Source organism: Marinospirillum sp., from assembly GCF_044810985.1.
Classification (GTDB): Bacteria; Pseudomonadota; Gammaproteobacteria; order Pseudomonadales; family Halomonadaceae; genus Marinospirillum.
The window spans coordinates 1,591,706-1,608,374 of record NZ_CP085242.1 but is presented as its reverse complement, the minus strand read 5'-3'; the positions used below and the strand labels follow the sequence as shown (position 1 = coordinate 1,608,374).

Sequence of the window (16,669 nt, the reverse complement as noted above, 5' to 3'; positions counted from 1 at the left end):
CTCCTGATTAAAAGGTTTGTCCAATTGAAAACTGAAAGAATTCAGTGTCATCACTCTCTTTGTCATTCAGAGGTTCAGCAATACTGAAGGCCAGAGGGCCTATAGCCGTCAACCAGGTCAGGCTGACCCCTGCAGACAGGCGCAGTTCATCGGCATCAAAACCCCGCTCACAAGCCTGCTCGTAGCAGCGGGTGTTGAAGACGTTACCGGCATCCACAAAGACACTGGTTTGCAGTGAGCGTTGGTCTTCAATAAACCAGAGCGGGAAAATCACTTCCGCAGAACCTTCAGTCAGAAGATTACCACCAAAGGCATTGCCACTGGAATTTTCCGGCCCCAAGCGGCTGGTACGGTAACCTCTGACCGAGTTTAAACCACCGGCATAATAGTGTTCAAAGAAAGGCAGGCGATCATAATCACTGCCCAGGCCATCCCCGAAGCCTAGCTCGGTACGGAACTTCAGTGACCAGCCTTCAGCCAGGGGGAAATATTTCTGGCCCCGGTACTCCGCCTTGTAGTATTCATAGTCGGATCCGGGAGTGGCCAGATCCAGACTGAGGCGTTGATAGCTGCCTGCTGTGGCCAGAATGCCGCGATTCAGTTTGTTTTGTATCCAGCGACCGGTCAACTTGTAGTTCAGAAATTCCAGGCCATAGAGGTCATTGAAGGTATCGATCTCATCAATGATGTAGGAGCCGTCAGTCTTCCTGTTGGCTCGGATATCCGTGCTATCAAGACCCAGCGAAAAACTCAGACGACTGTCATTACTGATTGGGTAGCCATAGGTGACATTGCCGCCATAGGCATCGGTGGCAAAGTTGGTGACCCCCAGAGCATCAAAGTCGGTTTCCCGGTAGAAGACATTGAAGCCGCGGGAAACACCATGAATGGTGTAATAGGGGTTGAGATAAGAGAAATTGTAGCTGGTGCGGTAGTCGCTTTTATTGGCGTTGAGGCTGGCAGTGCTGCCGGTACCCAGAAAATTGCTTTGTGACAGGGACGCACCAAAGACAATACCGCTGGACTGGGAGTAGCCGATACTGGCGGAGATGGAGCCGGATGGCTGTTCTTCAACGGTGAAATTGACATCCACCAGGTCATCGCTGCCGGAGACAGGCGAGGTTTCCACATTGACCTGGCTGAAATAACCCAGGCGTTCCAGGCGTGCCTTGGAGGCATCGATCAGGTCGGAGTTGGCTGAAGCTCCTTCCATTTGCAGCATTTCCCGACGCAGGACTTCATCCTGGGTGCCGGTGTTGCCCCGAAAGTTGACCCGGCGTACATACATGCGGTTGCCGGGGTCCACCAGAAAAGTGATTTTGACTTCCAGGTTTTCATCATCAATGTCCGGGCGGCCATTCACTTCCGCAAAGGTGTAGCCCTCAACCCCCAGGCGACGGCGCATGGCTTCACTGGTGGCCGTCATGGCACTGCGTGAGAAGGTATCTCCTGCATTCACGCGCTGGAAGACCTGCAACTCTTCTTCATCCAGTATCAGATCCCCGGCCAGATCAACTTCACTAACGGTGTACTTTTCACCTTCATGCACGTTAACGGTAATGAACACATCCTGCTTGTCGGGGCTGATGGAAACCTGGGTGGATTCAATATTGAAGCGCAGGTAGCCGCGATCCAGATACCAGGAACGCAGGCGTTCCAGATCACCGCCCAGGCGTTCACGGGAATACTGATCGGCTGAAGAAAAAAGTGTCCAGCCCTGGTCTTCCTGCAATTCAAAGCGCTTGAGCAGGGTTTCATTGTCAAAGGCTTTATTGCCGACCACATTGATGCGGCGCAGGGTGGCCACACTGCCTTCGGTGATCTCCAGTTTGACCCGAACCTGATTGCGGGGCAGTTCTTCCACCGTGCTTTCAATGCGGGCATTGTAGCGACCCTGGGCATGGTACATACGCTGCAACTCCAGCTTGATTTGATCAAGAGTGGAGCGCTGGAAAATTTGACCTTCCTGCAGGCCCGCCTGGCGCAGCCCGGTTGTCAGGTCTTCGGTGGTTACCTTCTGGTTGCCTGTGATTTCCAGCTCATGCAGGGTGGGCCTTTCCTTGAGTTCAAAAGTAATCACGCCCTGATCTTCAAAAATTTTCAGATCATCAAATAAACCGGTGCCATAGAGTCGCTTGCCTGCTGAAGAAATTTCCTGCAGGGGAACTCTTTCACCAGTCTGAAGTGGCAACTCCGAAAAAACACTACCGGGTGATACCCTCTGCAGACCTTGTATCCGCAAGTCTTCGACCAGAATTTCCTGCTGCTGGGCAAAACTCTGGCTGCCACCCAGCAGGAGAACCAGGCCGATGACCAGGGAAAACAGACTTTTGCAAGGGTACGCTGTTGTGCTGAAAAATTTCACGCTGGTAGAGATCCGTTATTAGGTGACTGGGTGAGCGATAAAAAACTCAAGGGCGCAACAATATAGGAAATACGCCGTCACAAACAAGTGTTAAAGCCTTAGCAAATCAAAGTAGAAGGCCATGAGCATCAGGGTTCCCAGAATGGCCAGCCCAAACCGGGCCGCCATTTCCTGAATGCGCTCGGATACCGGTTTGCCGCGCACTGCCTCAATCGCGTAGTAGGCCAGATGCCCGCCATCCAGAATGGGGATGGGCAACAGATTGAGAATGCCCAGACTGATGCTGACGTAAGCCAGGAAAGTGATGAAGCTTTCCCAGCCGGATTTGGCGGAATCACTGGCCACCCTGGCAATGGTAATCGGCCCGGATAAATTGGTGGGGCTGATCAGACCGGTGACCATCTTGCCGACCGACGTCAGAGTCAGCCAACTCATTTCCCCGGTTTTTTCGGTAGCCCGCCAGATGGCACTGAGGGGTCCAAAGCGTTGCTCACGCAACAGTTCTTCAGGCCACTCCGGCATTTGTACACCCGCACCGATAAAGCCCACTTCGCGGCCATCCTGCAATTGACGCCGATCGGGTGTGGCTTGAACCTCAAGGCGTTCACCGCTGCGTTCCAGAGTGATCTGGATGGCCTGCCCCGGATTGGCCTGCAAGAGGTCGACCAATTCCTGCCAGTTGCCCACGGACTGCTCGTTCACACTCAGAATGCGGTCGCCAGGCTGGAGTCCGGCTCTTTCGGCAGGGCTGTCCCCCTGGATGCTGCCCAGAACGGGCTGAACATCGGGCCGCCAAGGCTGAATGCCCAGACTGCCCAGCGGATCGGGCTGATCCTGACCGGACAAAAAGTTTTCCACCGCCAGCTCAAGGCTGCGAGACGAGGTGTCGCGCTGGTTTTGTACTTCCAGGTTGATGCGAGTGGTTTCACCCATATGATTGAGCAGACCCAGGCCCACTTCCTGCCAACTGGCGGTGTCGCGATTGTCGACCTTCAGGACTTCATCGCCGGATTGCAGGCCTGCTTCAGCCGCGGGGGAGTCCTCGGTGACCTGACCCACGAGGGGGGCCGGTACGCTGGTTCCGATCACAAACAGGAACCAGTAGGCGACGATGGCCAGCAGAAAATTGGCCAGAGGGCCCGCGGCCACTATGGCAAAGCGCTGACCCACCGGCTTGCGGTTGAACGCCTGGCCCAGCAGCTCTTCAGGAACATCACCTTCGCGCTCATCCAGCATTTTGACATAGCCACCCAGAGGCAGGGCGGCAATCACATATTCCGTACCCCGTTTATCAAACCAGCTGAACAGGGGTTTGCCAAAACCGACGGAAAAACGTAGCACCTTGACACCGCAGCGGCGGGCCACCCAGAAGTGCCCGAATTCATGAAAGGTGATCAGGACCCCGAGAGTAACGATTAAAGCAAAAACACTGTGTATGAAATCCATGATACGGCTCGTTTAGGGTTTACTGAAATGGGCAAGACTACGCTTTGCCAGCTCTCTGGCACGACGATCCTCTGACAGCAGAATATCGAGATCGTTTACTGGCTGGGGTTGGCTCAGGTGTAAAACTTCGGCAATCAATTCCGGGATTTGTGTGAAGCCCAGGCGCTTTTGCAGGAAGGCTTCCACGGCCACTTCATTGGCTGCATTGAGAAGGGCCGGAGCTGTTCCACCGGCCTTGAAGGCCTGACGTGCCAGCTTCAGACAGGGAAAGGCCTGTTCATCGGGCTGCTCAAAACTCAGAGAGCCTGCAGTCATCAAATCCAGAGGCGCAACACCGGCATTGATACGTTCAGGCCAGGCCAGGGCGTGAGCAATGGGCGTGCGCATGTCCGGGTTGCCCATCTGGGCCAGAACCGAGCCATCTTTATAGCTGACCAGAGAATGAATGATACTTTGCGGATGAACCACGACCTCGATTTCTTCAGGCTCAAGACCAAAAAGCCAGCAGGCCTCAATAAGTTCCAACCCCTTGTTCATCAGGGTGGCCGAGTCGACCGAGATTTTCTGGCCCATGGACCAGTTGGGATGAGCCACAGCCTGAGCCGGGGTGACACCCACCAGAGCTTCAGCACTCCAGCCACGAAAGGGGCCACCCGAGGCGGTTAACAGCAGCTTTTCAATGCCCTGCTCAGCAAGAGGCTGGCTGCCAAAGTGATCCGGCAGACACTGAAAAATGGCATTATGCTCAGAATCAACAGGCAGGAGGGTGGCCTGGTTCTCCTTGACGGCCTGCATGAACAAGGCTCCGGACATGACCAGGGCTTCCTTGTTGGCCAGCAGAATACGCTTACCAGCCCTGACAGCAGCCAGAGTCGGCAGCAGACCGGCCGCGCCGACGATGGCGGCAACGACGACCTGAACGTCTGAATGGGCGGAAATATCAACCAGCCCCTCTTCACCCTCCAGAACTTCGGTTTTCAGACCGGCTTCAGTGAGCTGTTTACGAAAAGCAGCGGCTTCCGGTGCCGGCACTACAGCAAATTGTGGTTGATGTTCCCGGCAGATGTTCAGCAACTCATTCAGACGACGATAACCCGATACCGCAAAAAGCTGGTAACGATCACGGTTGCGTGCCAGAACATCCAGCGTGGACTGGCCGATGGAGCCGGTCGCACCCAGCAGGGAAACCTGAATCACAGCATGCCTCCGCCCAGATAAATCATCAGCAGGGCAAAGATTGGCACCGCGGAGGTCAGACTGTCGATACGATCCATAAAACCGCCATGACCGGGCAAAAGGTTGCTGGAGTCTTTCATGCCCGACTCTCTTTTGATCAGGCTTTCAGTCAGGTCGCCCAGCACCGAAATGGCGGTGATCACCAAAGTCGTCAGCAGCAGAATCAAAGAATGCAGGGCCGCCAGATCCAGGTATATGGAGGTTGCCAGACTTAAAAGGATGGTGCCCACCAGACCCCCGGCAACCCCTTCCCAGGACTTGCCGGGACTGACCGCAGGGGCCAGCTTGTGTTTGCCCAGGGCACGGCCGGTGAAGTAGGCAAAAATATCCGCCACCCAGGCGATCAAGAGTACATAAAGCAGCCAGAAGGCTCCCAGATCACGCAAAAGAACAAAGCCTGACCAGGCGGGCAAAAGAACAAACAGCCCCATCAGGGCACGCCGTGACGGGCAACGCCACCAATGCACGGTTTTGGGGTAGGTGAAAACCAGCAGCAAGGCAAAGGACCAGAAGAAAGCAGCAGCCCAGAGAGCCTGATTGAGAAGGTGTGGTTGCCTCCAGGCACCCAGCAGGGCCAGACCCACAGCCACGGGGTAGATGATCTGCCCGGCTTTGGGCAGGCCGGACAGCCGTGACCACTCCCAGGCTGCAACACAAATCACGGCGCCGGTAAACAAGGCAAAAGCAGTGCCTTCCAGGGCAAAAAGCCCGGTCAGAGCCAGAGGAGCCAGAATAATGGCAGTGAGCAGTCGCTGTTTGAGCATCAGGGATTATTCCTTGGTTGATGGGGTTGCACGCCCCCCAAAACGCCGCTGGCGCTGTGCATAGTCTTGCAGGGTGGCAAAAAAGGCATCCTGACGAAAGTCCGGCCAGTGCTCTCTGGCAAAGACCAGTTCAGCATAGGCTAACTGCCAAAGCAAAAAATTGCTGATGCGTTGTTCGCCACTGGTGCGAATGCAAAGATCCGGGTCCGGGTAGTCCTTGAGAGACAGTTCGGCAGCCAGTTGTTCTTCCGTCAGGGAGGCTGGATCGATTGCCCCGGCGGCTGCCTGCGCAGCCAGCTTTTGCGTGGCCTGCAGAAGATCCCAGCGGCCCCCGTAATTGGCAGCAATAATCAGGGTCATGCGCTGGTTGTCAGCCGTTTTGGCTTCCGCCCGGGCCATCAGCTTTTGCAGCTCGGGGCTGAAAGCAGAACGATCCCCGATGATTTTCAGGCGTACCTCATACTTGTTCAAGCGCTTGACTTCTCGCTTGAGCACCCAGGTGAAAAGCTCCATCAGGCTGTTGACTTCCTCCTGGGGGCGCTTCCAGTTTTCGCTGGAGAAGGCAAACAGTGTCAGGGCTTCAATACCCTGACGCAGAGCGACCTCAATAACGGCACGCACCGATTCCACGCCCGCTTTGTGGCCTGCAACACCGGGTAGTTTTTTGGCTTTGGCCCAGCGATTGTTGCCATCCATGATGATGGCAACGTGACGAGGCAGCTTGTCGAGTTGGGGATGTGAGTCAGCTGCATCTTTCATCAGATTTGCATCAAATCTTCTTCTTTGTTGGCCAGAAGCTTGTCAATTTCAGCGGTGTGCTTGTCGGTGACCTTCTGAATGTCTTCCTGAGCGCGGCGCTCCTCATCCTCAGAGATTTCCTTGTCTTTCATCAAGGCTTTCAGATGGGTGTTGGCATCGCGACGGATGTTGCGAATAGCAATGCGGGCATTTTCCGCTTCAGCCCGGGCCTGCTTGATGTAGCCCTTACGGGTTTCTTCGGTCAGGGCAGGCATGGGAATGCGTATATTGGAACCCGCCGTGCTGGGGTTGAGGCCCAGGTCGGACTTCATGATGGCTTTTTCAATGACCGGCACCATGGTTTTTTCCCAGGGAATGACCACCAGGGTACGGCTGTCTTCAACATTAACATTGGCAGCCTGGCCGATGGGCAGCTCACTGCCGTAGTAATCCACCTTGATGGCATCCAGAATACTGGGATGAGCACGTCCGGTACGGATTTTGTTGAAAGCACTGTGCAGGGACTCCAGGCTTTTGTCCATGCGTTCCTGGGTATCTTTCTTGATTTCATTGATCACGGTTCTTGCCTCTTTTTTAGCGGACTGAGGAGGAAAAAGTTACTGGGTTTCACCCTGGTCGATGAGCGTACCCTCCTGGCCGCCCACGACCAGATTAAGCAGGGCACCGGGTTTGTTCATGTTGAAAACACGAACCGGCATGCACTGGTCACGCACCAGGCAGATGGCCGTCAGGTCCATGACTTCCAGTTTTTGTTCAAGGGCTGCATCATAAGTCAGGCGATCATATTTGACGGCATCCGTGTGTTTGACCGGGTCCTTGTTATAAACCCCGTCGACCTTGGTTGCCTTGACGATAACATCAGCATCCACCTCTATGCCACGCAAACAGGCAGCAGAGTCGGTGGTGAAGAAGGGGTTGCCGGTACCGGCAGAAAAAATGACCACATCACCTGAGGTCAGGTAGCGGATGGCCGAGCGGCGGTCATAGTGTTCAACCACGCCACTCATGGGGATGGCGGACATGACCCGGGTGCGGATGTTGGAACGCTCCAGGGCATCACGCATGGCCAGTGCATTCATGACGGTGGCCAGCATGCCCATGTGGTCACCCGTGACCCTTTCCATGCCCGCTGCATTCAGGGCGGCTCCGCGGAAGAGGTTGCCACCCCCGATGACCAGCCCAACCTGAACACCAATACCGACCAGTTGACCGATTTCCAGGGCCATGCGATCCAGAACCTTGGGATCAATACCAAAATCCTGTTCCCCCATCAGGGCCTCGCCACTGAGTTTCAAGAGAATACGCTTGTACTTGGCGTTACGTTCGTTGGTGCCCATGACTGGTCTCCGTAGCGGGTTGGTTTTTCAGGTGTTCAGTTGCACAAAAACGTGCTGAGAAAACCCAGCACGTTTTTATGGGTACCGGATCAGTCTGGCTGATCCGGTCAGGCAGGGCAGCAATTACTTGTTGCCGGCAACCTGGGCTGCGACTTCAGCCGCAAAGTCTTCTTCTTTTTTCTCGATACCTTCACCCACTTCAAAGCGCTCGAAGCTGAGCACTTCGGCACCGTTTTCCTTGGCATACTGACCCACGGTCTGGTCAGGGTTTTTGATGAAGGCTTGTTCAGTCAGGCTGTTTTCAGCCAGATACTTCTTCAGGCGACCGCCAACCATTTTTTCAGCAATCTCGGCAGGCTTGCCGGCCATGTCAGGCTGGGCCAGGATAATGTCTTTTTCTTTATCCAGGTCTTCCTGAGGCATGTCTTCAGGACGGGCCACCTTGGGGTTGACCGCTGCCACGTGCATGGCAACATCCTTGGCCACTTCTTCGTTGCCACCTTTCAGAACGCTGAGAACACCAATGCGGCCACCGTGTACATAGTGACCCACCTGGCCGCCTTCGCCGGCTTCAACCAAAGTGGCGCGGCGTACGGAGATATTTTCACCGATTTTCTGAACCAGAGCTTCGCGCGCGGTTTCCAGAGCGCCTTCAGTCAGCTTGGCGATATCGGTTTCACGGGTTTCCAGCAAGGCATCGGAAAGCTGGTTAACAAAATTCAGGAAGTTGTCATCACGGGCGACAAAGTCGGTTTCTGAGTTGACTTCGATCATGACGCCGTAGCTGCCATCGGCAGCAACACGAGTGGCGATAGCGCCTTCAGCAGCAATGCGGCCTGCTTTCTTGGCGGCTTTCAGGCCGGAAGATTTACGCAGGTTTTCAATAGCCTGTTCAATGTCACCGTCTGTTTCTTGCAGTGCTTTTTTGCACTCCATCATGGCCAGGCCAGTACGTTCGCGCAGTTCTTTAACCTGGGAGGCAGAGATAGTTGCCATAACTTATAGACCCCTTGGAAACTTTTAAAAATGCCGACTGCAGAATGTCTTTGCAGTCGGCGAGGAAAGATTTACTCAGCTGCTGGTTGTTCAGCAACTTCCACCAGCTCTTCAGTGGCGGCATCTTCTTTGGCTTTGCCACAAGCACCGGCAATGGCGCCTACATACAGCTTGACGGCACGGATGGCGTCATCGTTACCGGGAATGACATAGTCAACGCCATCGGGATCGGAGTTGGTGTCGACCACACCGATAACGGGAATACCCAGTTTGTTGGCTTCGTTGATGGCCAGACGCTCGTGGTCGACGTCAACCACAAACAGGGCATCCGGCAGACCGCCCATGTTTTTGATACCACCAATGGAGCGTTCCAGCTTTTCCATTTCGCGCTGGTTCATCAGCACTTCTTTTTTGGTCAGCTTGTCGAAGGTGCCATCCTGCTGCTGGGTTTCCAGGTCGCGCAGGCGACGAATGGACTGGCGAATGGTCTTGTAGTTGGTCAGCATGCCGCCCAACCAGCGATGGTTGACGTAAGGCATGTTGGCCTTGTCGGCTTCTTCGCGAACGATTTTGGCCGCAGCGCGTTTGGTGCCGACGAACAGAATCTTGTTTTTACCGCCAGCCAGTTTTTCCACAAAGCTGACAGCTTCATTCAGGGCAGGAACGGTTTTTTCTAGGTTGATGATGTGGATTTTGTTGCGGGCGCCAAAGATGTATTTGCCCATCTTGGGGTTCCAGTAGCGAGTCTGGTGACCAAAGTGAGCGCCAGCTTGCAACAAATCACGCATGGATACTTGTGCCATGAAAATTTACTCCGAATGTTACGGGTTAGGCCTCCATACACCCCAGACATCAACTCTAATCTACACTTGGGTAGTGATTAGAGCACCCAGATGACTGTGTCGGTGTATGTGTGACGTTATTTGCCCCCTGGTGGGGCGTTCAGTTTGCGCAAATGTCCCTGCAGGAGGAGGGCGGTGTGGGTTTGCCTTCGGCTGACCCTTGCCGTATCCTTCGGGGGTTAATTTGAGCGCGCACTTTATAGCATAGTCCTGCGTGAACATAAAGCCCGCATTTTCTTGCGGGCCCTATCCATTAAGAGTTTTTGTGATGATGGTCACCATTAAAACCCCCGAAGAAATTGAAAAAATGCGCGTTGCCGGGCGTTTGGCAGCCGAAGTTCTGGAGATGCTGGATGACCTGGTCAAGCCGGGCGTTACCACCGGTGAGCTGGATCGCATTTGTCATGAATACATTACGGAGAAGCAGGGCGCTATTCCTGCACCGCTGAATTACCATGGTTTCCCCAAGTCCATTTGCACTTCCGTCAATCATGTCATTTGCCATGGTATCCCGGATGACAATAAAAAGCTGAAAAAGGGTGATATCGTCAATATCGATATCACCGTCATCAAGGATGGCTATCACGGCGATACCAGCAAGATGTTTTATGTCGGTGAACCGACCATCATGGCCAGGCGGTTGGCCGAGTTTACCCAGCAGGCCCTCTATGCGGCCATTGATGTCGTCAAGCCTGGCGCGCGTCTTTCCAGCATCGGCAAAGTGATCCAGCAGCTGGCCGACAAGGAACGTTTTTCCGTGGTCCAGGAATACTGTGGTCACGGCATCGGCAAGGTTTTTCATGAAGATCCCCAGGTGCTGCATTATGATGGCTATACGGAAAAGTCCGATATTGAACTCCAGCCCGGCATGTGTTTTACCATCGAGCCGATGATCAATGCCGGTAAGCGTCACTGCAAACTCTTGAAGGATGGCTGGACCGTCGTCACCAAGGATCACACTCTTTCCGCGCAGTGGGAACATACCCTGCTGGTGACGGAGACGGGTGTGGAAGTGCTCACGCGTCGTCGTGAAGAATCATTTTCCTAAGGCAAACGGAGACAGGGCCATGAGTGTTAATTACCAGTTTGAGCCTGATCCTTCCCTGTTTGACTTCAGCAAATTTGAAGAGCAGCTCAAATCGGCCAGTGCTCCACCCATTCCTCTGTTCAAAAAAGCCCTGGGACTGATTGACCAGCGCCTGGATCAGGCCTTTTATGATGGTGCCGACATCCGCGACCTGGTTTATGGGCGTGCCTGGGCGATGGATCAACTCCTGGCCATTGCCTGGCAGCAGTTTGCCTGGCCGGATGACCGTATTGCCCTGATTGCTGTGGGGGGCTACGGCCGTGGTGAACTTCACCCCAAATCGGATATCGACCTGCTGATTCTGCTGCGTGATGACGATGACACCCGTTACCGGGAGCTGCTGTCGGACTTTATTACCCTCTTGTGGGACATGAAACTGGATATCGGTCACAGCGTGCGTTCTCTCGCGGACTGCGAGCGGGAAGCCCGGGGCGATATCACCGTGGCCACCAATCTGCTGGAAAACCGCACTCTGGTCGGTAGCGACAGCCTACGTCAGGAAATGGTGCAGCGTTTGAGCACCGAATGCATGTGGCCTTCAGCGAAGTTTTTTGAAGCCAAGTGGCAGGAGCAGATTGCCCGTCACTATAAATTCAACAACAGTGAATACAGCCTGGAACCCAACATCAAAAGCTCACCCGGTGGCCTGCGGGATATCCAGATGATCGGCTGGGTGGCCAAACGGCATTTCAATGCCCACTCTCTGAAAGACCTGCTGGATGAAGGCTTTCTTACCGAAACCGAAATGCGCATTCTGGAGCAGGGTCAGTGTTTCCTCTGGCAGGTGCGCTATGCCCTGCATGTGATCGCAGGGCGACCGGAAGACCGTCTGTTGTTTGATTATCAACGCCAGCTGGCGGTACTTTTCGGCTACCTGGACAGCGAAAACCGCCTGGCCATTGAACAGTTCATGAAGCGCTATTTTCGCGTGGTCACCACTCTGACCGAGCTGAACGACGTTCTTTTACAGCACTTTGAAGAAGCCCTGCTGCAAAATGAAGAAGAGGTTAGCCTGGAACCTCTCAACAAGCGTTTTCATATCCGCAATGGCCTGATTGAACACACCGGGGATGCCATTTTTGAACGTGCCCCCTTTGCCTTGATGGAAATCTTCCTGTTGATGGCGCAGAACCCGCAGATCAAGGGTGTGCGGGCTTCCACCATCCGTGCCCTGCGTGATCATCGCCATCTGGTGGATGAATCCTTCCGCCGTGATCTGCGTTGCAGCAGCCTTTTCATGGAGCTGCTGCGCTCTTCGGGGGATGTCGCCCTGCAACTGACGCGCATGAGTCGTTATGGCCTGCTGGGCCGCTACCTTCCGGAATTTGGCCATGCCGTGGGCCTGACTCAGTACGACCTCTTTCACGTTTATACCGTGGATGCCCACACTCTGCGCCTGCTGCGTTTCCTGCAAAGCTTTCGTGAGGCGGGCAAGGACAACGACCACCCCCTGGCGGCACAATTGGTACAACAGCTGCCCAAGCTGGAAGTCCTCTGGATTGCCGGGCTTTATCATGACCTGGGCAAGGGGCGCGGTGGCGATCATTCCGAACTGGGTGCCGAAGATGCCCGCGATTTCTGTCAGAGGCACCAGCTTTCCAAACGCGACACCCATCTGGTCAGTTGGCTGGTTGAAAAACATCTGCTCATGTCCATGACTGCCCAGAAACAGGATATTTCCGACCCGGAAGTGATTCGTCACTTTGCCGAAGAAGTCAGTGATCAGGTGCGTCTGGATTATCTTTATGTACTGACGGTGGCTGACATCAATGCCACCAACCCCAGTTTATGGAATGGTTGGCGGGCGGCTCTCTTGAACCAGCTGTACGCCGAAACCCAGCGTGCTTTCCGTCGCGGCCTGGAGAACCCCATCGACCCGGCGGAATGGATTGCCGAAACCCAGGAGCAGGCACTCACTCTCCTGCGCGCTCTGGGTCAGGATGAAACCCGGATCCAGGAACTTTGGGCCACTCTGGATGATGACTACTTCCTGCAGGATGCACCCAGTGAAGTGGCCTGGCACACCCAGGGTATATTGGAACAGAAAGACCCAACACAGCCTCTGGTGCTGGTAGCAGCACCCACCAATGATCAGCGGGAAGGCGGAACCAAGGTGTTTATTCACACTCGCGATGCCGCCTTTGGCTTTGCCGCGACTGCCGCCATTATGGATCGCCTGGGCTTGTCGATTCATGATGCCCGCATCTCCACCAGTGGCCAGGGTTATACCCTGAATACCCTGATTGTGCTGGAGCAGGACGGGGAAGTGCCCCGCAGTCCGGAACGCCTGGAAGAAATTCGTCAGGAACTGATCCGTGAACTCAACAGCCCGGAAGACTTTCCGGCCCTGGTGCAGCACCATACCCCCCGACAACTCAAACACTTCACCCTGCCCACCCAGGTGTTTATCAGCAATGACCCCAGCAACCTGCGCACTTTGGTGGAAGTGATCACCCCCGACCGCCCCGGCTTGCTGGCGCGCATCGGGAGCATCTTTGTGGAGTTTGATCTCTGGCTGCAGAATGCCAAGATCGCCACTCTCGGCGAGCGGGTTGAAGACGTGTTTTTTATCACCCAACAGGATGGTACGCCGCTGTCCGACCCGGAGCTTTGCTACCGTTTGCAGGCCCGACTTTGTGAAGAGCTGGATCGTCAGGCACGACAGCCCAGTTACTAAAATTTTGCGGAGATCTTCAGTGAACCCTGATCTGGACAAATTGCACCCCTACCCCTTTGAAAAACTGGCTAAGCTGACCGCAGGTATCCAGCCACCCGCTGACCTGAAGCGCATTGCGTTTACCATAGGCGAACCCCAACACCCGGCTCCGGAGCTGGTACTAACCGCCCTGCGTCATGCTTTGGATCAGGTCAGCAAGTATCCAGCCACCCAGGGTGATCTGGCCCTGCGTGAAGCCATTGCCGGTTGGTGTGAGCGGCGTTTTCATTTGCAAAAACAGCCCCTGGACCCGAAAAGCCAGGTGTTACCGGTCAACGGCACCCGCGAAGCCCTGTTTGCCATCGTACAGACCCTGATTGATGCCAGCCGCCCGGCCAAAGTCGTGATGCCCAACCCCTTCTACCAGATTTACGAAGGTGCAACCCTGTTGGCTGGTGGGCAGCCGCATTACCTCAACTGCACCGCAGAAAACGGCTTCCAGCCGGATTTCACCCAGGTGCCTGAAGCCATCTGGAAAGACACCCAAATGGTATTCATCTGCTCGCCCGGTAACCCCACCGGTGCTCTTTTGTCTTTTGAACAGCAGAAAACACTGCTGGAGCTGGCCGATCAGCATGACTTTGTGATCTGTGCCGATGAATGCTACTCGGAAATCTATTTTGATGAAGACCAGCCACCGCATGGTCTCCTGCAGGTCTGTGCCGAAACCGGGCGTACGGATTACAAACGCTGCCTGGTGTTTCACTCCCTGTCCAAACGCTCCAACCTTCCTGGCTTAAGATCCGGTTTTGTGGCCGGTGATGCCGAGCTGTTGAAAAACTTTTTGCGCTATCGCACCTATCATGGTTGCGCCATGCCACCGCACCACCAGACGGCTTCCATCGTTGCCTGGAATGACGAAGAACACGTCAAAGCCAACCGTGAACTTTACCGCGCCAAGTTTGACGCTGTGCTGGAAATTCTAGAACCGGTTATGGACATCCAGCGCCCGGATGCCGGCTTCTACCTCTGGCCGAAAACCCCGGTTGATGATGAGACTTTCACCCAACGCCTGCTGGAAAAGGAAAATCTAGCGGTACTGGCCGGACGCTACCTGTCACGGGAAGTTGATGGCATTAACCCGGCGGAAAACCGTATTCGTATTGCTCTTGTTGCCGAACTGGAAGAATGCATTGCAGGGGCCAAGCGGCTAAGGCGATTTATAGAAGCAGGCTTCTGAGGTATAAGCCATCGCTGGCGGAACCAGCTCCCACAGGCTTCCAGGGTTTCGAGCCCACTGTGGGAGTTCGCTGTTGGAGTCTGCTGTTGGAGTCTGCTGTGGGAGTCCGCTCCGCGGACGATCAGAATTGCTTGCAGAGCAAGCTCCTACAGGAATCTGAGGTATGGTGTTGTGGGAGTCCGCTCCGCGGACGATCACCAAAAAAGCTTCTGATTAACAACATTGTTGGCTACAGGTACTACTCTTCAGGACGCGTGAATACATCCCTGTAAGCTCGGACAGAGTTGGTTCCATACTAACTTCTGCACTTCCCACTTCCATGTGGGTCGGCTGCAGCTTCCTGTTGCAGATAGCCTGACGAGTAGCACTCTGCAGCCTGCATCGAGAAAAGCAATTCTTACCACTCAAGAGTGACAAAAAAGGTTAAAATGCTGACTCTTTACGGAATACCCAATTGCAATACCATGAAAAAAGCCCGTACCTGGTTGGATGAAAACCAGTTGGACTACAGTTTTCATGACTACAAAAAAGCCGGTATTGACCAGGCCACCCTGGAGCGCTGGGTTGAACAACTCGGCTGGGAGCCTCTGGTTAATCGCCGCGGCACCACCTGGCGCAAGCTGCCCGAAGAGCAGCGTGAAGCCATTGACCGGGAACTGGCTCTGCAACTGATGCAGGATAACCCCAGTTTGATCAAGCGCCCGGTACTGGATACCGGTACTCAACTGCTGGTTGGCTTTGACGCCGAGCAGTGGGAGCAACAATTATCCTAAGCTGATTTTTTATAAAATACTTACTTCAAGAGGATCTATGATGACCAAGCAACTCTTTGCCTGCGGCCTGGGTGTAGGCACTCAGAACACTCAGGGTGAATGGCTGGAAGTTTTTTATCCACACCCTTTGCTGAACCCGGATACAGACGTCACCCAGGCATTGATTGATGCCACCGGTTATGAAGGCGGCAATCAGGTTCTCTCGATTCCTGCTGATCGCCTGGAAGCGCTTTCTGAGGCCCTGGACGCAGCCAACCGCCTGGATCTGGCCGTCATTGCCCAGCAGCTCAAGCGTAGCCATCGTCCTCTGGTGGTGAACATGCTGGCTGAAGATACGGCTCCTGAAAGCCTGCCGGAAGTTTATCTGAAGCTGCATCTGCTTTCTCACCGTCTGGTCAAGCCTCATGGCGTTAACCTGACCGGTGCTTTTGGGTTGTTGAAAAATGTGGCCTGGACCAGTGAAGGGGCCATTGACCTCAATGAACTGACCCAGCGGCAATTACAGGCACGTATGGATGGTAAAATCCTGACGGTGGAAAGTGTCGATAAATTCCCGCGTCTGTGTGACTACGTGGTGCCTGAAGGGGTTCGCATTGCTGATACTGCACGGGTTCGCCTGGGTGCTTATCTGGGTGAGGGCACCACGGTGATGCACGAAGGTTTTGTCAACTTCAATGCCGGTACCGAAGGCCCTAACATGATTGAAGGGCGCATCAGTGCCGGTGTGTTTGTCGGTGCCGGTTCTGATCTGGGTGGCGGTTGTTCCACCATGGGCACCCTGTCCGGGGGTGGCGATATCATTATTTCCGTGGGTGAGAAATGCCTGATCGGTGCCAATGCCGGTATCGGTATTCCTCTAGGTAATCGCTGCACCGTTGAGGCAGGTTTGTATATTACAGCGGGTATGAAAATCACCCTGTTGGATGACAAGGGTGAAGTCGTCAGCCAGGTGGCAGGACGCGCTCTGGCCAGTCAGGATGACCTCTTGTTCCGCCGTAATTCAGTGAATGGTCGCGTGGAATGCCTGGCCAATCGTTCTGCTGTTGAGTTGAATGAGTCTTTGCACGCTAACAACTGATTACGGCTCGGCCACAGGGGTAAGCCAGTTGAAGCACTAACCGGCTTTACCCCTTGGCTTCCATCCAGTAAGTGCGCATAATGCACCTCA

General features: G+C 54.6%; 14 protein-coding genes. 5 read left to right on the top strand and 9 right to left on the bottom strand.

All coding sequences use genetic code 11. The features are described 5' to 3' along the window. Window positions 1-7: 7 nt before the first annotated feature. The 9 genes from bamA to rpsB form a co-directional block, all read right to left on the bottom strand. Complete coding sequence (gene bamA, locus LG323_RS07685) at window positions 8-2,365, bottom strand: outer membrane protein assembly factor BamA (protein WP_404414503.1); 2,358 nt, start codon at window positions 2,363-2,365, stop codon at window positions 8-10. 90 nt (window positions 2,366-2,455) lie between these two features. Next, window positions 2,456-3,811 carry a sigma E protease regulator RseP gene (gene rseP / locus LG323_RS07680; RefSeq protein ID WP_404414500.1) on the bottom strand — a complete coding sequence of 452 codons (1,356 nt, stop codon included), beginning with the start codon at window positions 3,809-3,811 and terminating at the stop codon, window positions 2,456-2,458. A 12-nt stretch (window positions 3,812-3,823) separates the two neighbouring features. Further along, window positions 3,824-5,008, bottom strand: a complete 1,185-nt coding sequence (gene ispC, locus LG323_RS07675) for a 1-deoxy-D-xylulose-5-phosphate reductoisomerase (protein WP_404414497.1) — start codon at window positions 5,006-5,008, stop codon at window positions 3,824-3,826. Then, complete coding sequence (locus LG323_RS07670; RefSeq protein ID WP_404414494.1) at window positions 5,005-5,811, bottom strand: phosphatidate cytidylyltransferase; 807 nt, start codon at window positions 5,809-5,811, stop codon at window positions 5,005-5,007. Before LG323_RS07670 ends, ispC begins: the two co-directional genes overlap by 4 nt. A 6-nt stretch (window positions 5,812-5,817) precedes the next feature. Next, a complete protein-coding gene (gene uppS / locus LG323_RS07665) occupies window positions 5,818-6,570 on the bottom strand; it encodes a polyprenyl diphosphate synthase (RefSeq protein WP_404414492.1) in 753 nt (250 codons plus the stop codon). Further along, window positions 6,570-7,127, bottom strand: a complete 558-nt coding sequence (gene frr, locus LG323_RS07660; RefSeq protein WP_404414489.1) for a ribosome recycling factor — start codon at window positions 7,125-7,127, stop codon at window positions 6,570-6,572. Before frr ends, uppS begins: the two co-directional genes overlap by 1 nt. 39 nt (window positions 7,128-7,166) lie before the next feature. Beyond that, entirely contained in the window at window positions 7,167-7,907 is a 741-nt protein-coding gene (gene pyrH, locus LG323_RS07655; protein ID WP_310697363.1) for a UMP kinase, read from the bottom strand. A gap of 123 nt (window positions 7,908-8,030) precedes the next feature. After that, on the bottom strand, window positions 8,031-8,903 hold the full coding sequence (gene tsf, locus LG323_RS07650; RefSeq protein WP_404414485.1) for a translation elongation factor Ts: 873 nt from the start codon (window positions 8,901-8,903) through the stop codon (window positions 8,031-8,033). Between the two features lie 71 nt (window positions 8,904-8,974). After that, window positions 8,975-9,706 carry a 30S ribosomal protein S2 gene (gene rpsB / locus LG323_RS07645; RefSeq protein WP_404414483.1) on the bottom strand — a complete coding sequence of 244 codons (732 nt, stop codon included), beginning with the start codon at window positions 9,704-9,706 and terminating at the stop codon, window positions 8,975-8,977. A gap of 307 nt (window positions 9,707-10,013) precedes the next feature. On the opposite strand from rpsB, the gene map reads away from it, so the two are divergent. The 5 genes from map (at window position 10,014) to dapD (ending at window position 16,579) form a co-directional block, all read left to right on the top strand. Continuing rightward, complete coding sequence (gene map, locus LG323_RS07640; protein WP_310698004.1) at window positions 10,014-10,793, top strand: type I methionyl aminopeptidase; 780 nt, start codon at window positions 10,014-10,016, stop codon at window positions 10,791-10,793. A gap of 19 nt (window positions 10,794-10,812) precedes the next feature. Then, window positions 10,813-13,509, top strand: coding sequence for a [protein-PII] uridylyltransferase (locus LG323_RS07635; RefSeq protein ID WP_404414480.1), 2,697 nt, complete (start codon window positions 10,813-10,815; stop codon window positions 13,507-13,509). A gap of 19 nt (window positions 13,510-13,528) precedes the next feature. Beyond that, window positions 13,529-14,728 (top strand): succinyldiaminopimelate transaminase, encoded by a 1,200-nt coding sequence (dapC, locus tag LG323_RS07630; protein WP_404414477.1) that lies wholly within the window; start codon window positions 13,529-13,531, stop codon window positions 14,726-14,728. Window positions 14,729-15,192: 464 nt separating this feature from the next. Further along, window positions 15,193-15,501: an arsenate reductase gene (locus LG323_RS07625; RefSeq protein ID WP_404414474.1), complete on the top strand. Its 309-nt coding sequence runs from the start codon at window positions 15,193-15,195 to the stop codon at window positions 15,499-15,501. Window positions 15,502-15,541: 40 nt separating this feature from the next. After that, on the top strand, window positions 15,542-16,579 hold the full coding sequence (gene dapD, locus LG323_RS07620; protein ID WP_404420123.1) for a 2,3,4,5-tetrahydropyridine-2,6-dicarboxylate N-succinyltransferase: 1,038 nt from the start codon (window positions 15,542-15,544) through the stop codon (window positions 16,577-16,579). Window positions 16,580-16,669 lie beyond the last annotated feature (90 nt).